This window comes from Pseudomonas floridensis, assembly GCF_002087235.1.
In the GTDB taxonomy this organism is placed as follows: domain Bacteria; phylum Pseudomonadota; class Gammaproteobacteria; order Pseudomonadales; family Pseudomonadaceae; genus Aquipseudomonas; species Aquipseudomonas floridensis.
Genome location: NZ_MUIO01000258.1, coordinates 1 through 1,733, shown reverse-complemented (window position 1 = coordinate 1,733; position 1,733 = coordinate 1). Strand labels below are relative to the sequence as shown.

1 protein-coding gene and 1 pseudogene are annotated in these 1,733 nt (G+C 59.4%); both read right to left on the bottom strand.

All coding sequences use genetic code 11. The annotated features are described in order from the left end of the window. Positions 1-848, bottom strand: a pseudogene (locus BZK31_RS28760) (lipopolysaccharide biosynthesis protein); the annotation flags it as partial. Between the two features lie 17 nt (positions 849-865). After that, the gene (locus tag BZK31_RS28755) at positions 866-1,642 is read right to left on the bottom strand and encodes a polysaccharide biosynthesis/export family protein (RefSeq protein ID WP_083186495.1); all 777 of its coding nucleotides are present in this window, start codon (positions 1,640-1,642) and stop codon (positions 866-868) included. Between the last annotated feature and the right edge of the window lie 91 nt (positions 1,643-1,733).

Sequence of the window (1,733 nt, the reverse complement as noted above, 5' to 3'; positions counted from 1 at the left end):
GGCTGCGCAGCCAGTTGTTTCTTCAGCAGGTCCAGTCCGGCCTTGGTCGAGGCGATGGAGCGCGTGGTGTTGTTGCGCTCGGTGCGCAGGTCATTGAGCCCCTGTGAAGTGTCGGCCAGACGCTGGGAAATGCTCACCGCGCTCAGCTGATTCAGGTAATTCTGGATCTGCTTCTTGTACGAAATGATGTTGTCGCCAGTGTTTTTGACCTCCGATTCATAGAAGGTGTACAGGCTGACACGACCCAGGGTCTTGGTACGCTGCAGCTGATACTCCTCGATCCAGGTCTTGAGCACTGTCTGCGCGGTGGTCGGATCATTCCAGGTGAAGGTCAGCTCCATGACCGAGGAGCCCGGTTCGTGGCGCACCTTGAAGTTCTTTTCCAGGTCTTCGGCCATGCGTTCGGCCTGGGTGCGCTTTTCAACCAGGCCGATGAATTGCAGCACGCTGCGCCCGGCGTCCACGATCGCACCGACCGCACTTTTGAGCGCGTTCTTGATCGAGGCCAGAACACCGGCTTCAGGCTCGGCCTTCGACAGTTCAGCCAGGTAGGTTTCGGACACTTTGCGCATGATCGGGCGGCCGGTCAGCATGCGCTCTTCGTCCAGCAGCGGGTCGCGCAGGGCGCTGGGCACTACGATTGCCTGACGGTTGGACAGCTCGATGGGCACCGTGCTGCTGTCACGTCCCGGCTTGACCAGCAGCAGCGCGGTCGATTCATAGCGGTTGGGCAGCAGCAAGGCTCCCAGCAGTACGACGACGAAGGTCGCCAGTACGGTGATCTTGACCTCGCGCCTGAAAATGAACAGCAGGCGCAGCAGATCGCGAAATGAGCGGATATTGATCATGTCTGTTTCCCTGACAGTTAATTGTTGTCGCGCAACTCGTAGTTCAAGCCCAGTCCGATCGACTTCGCGAAGGGGATCAACTGGTTGAAATACAGAGTGACGCCGTCAACCTTGTTGCCGACCGTGGATTTGGGAACGAACACAATGTCGCCGCGCTTGAGCAATACCGGCGCCGTGGGGCCGCCCGCGCCTGCCCAGAGAAACTTGCTGTAATCGAAGAAATAGGTCTTGTAGAGGCCGTCGTCCTCCTGACGCAACAAAGCGACCAGAGACGCGTCCGCATCGAGCGCGACACCGCCCGCTCCGACGATCGCCTGGGCCAGACTGGTCGCGACATTGACCGGCAGCGTGACCGAATTGCGCACTGCACCGCCCACGAACACCGTATTACCCGGTGACTGGGAAATGTTGATGGTTAGCGCCGTCTCGCGATAGACCGTCTGCAGCTTGCTTTCCAGCAGGTCGTTGAGCTGCTGAAGCGTCAGGCCGGCCGCCTTGATCGTGCCGATGTACGGATAAGAGAAGGTGCCGTCGTTGAGCACCTGAAACAGGGTCAGTTCATAGATCGAGTTGGCCGTGAACGCCGAAATCGACGGTGACTCTCCGGTATTACGCACGATGCGCAACGTGTCTCCGGGACGGATGCGTTCCGGTGGCAACGGCTTGCCCGCCAGCGCCCTGCCAGCAGCCTGGCCGGCTTCGATTTGCGCGGGGTCATCGGGCAGCCCGACCCTCGAGGGGGTGTTGCAAGCGCTTAGCAGCAATACGCTGGCGATCAGCATCATGCTCTTCATTTATCCTGAACTCCTGTCATGCACGAATACGGCTCCCTTTCGCAGACTGCTGCTGTCGGGTAATAAAATCATGGTGGCGGGTACAACCAGG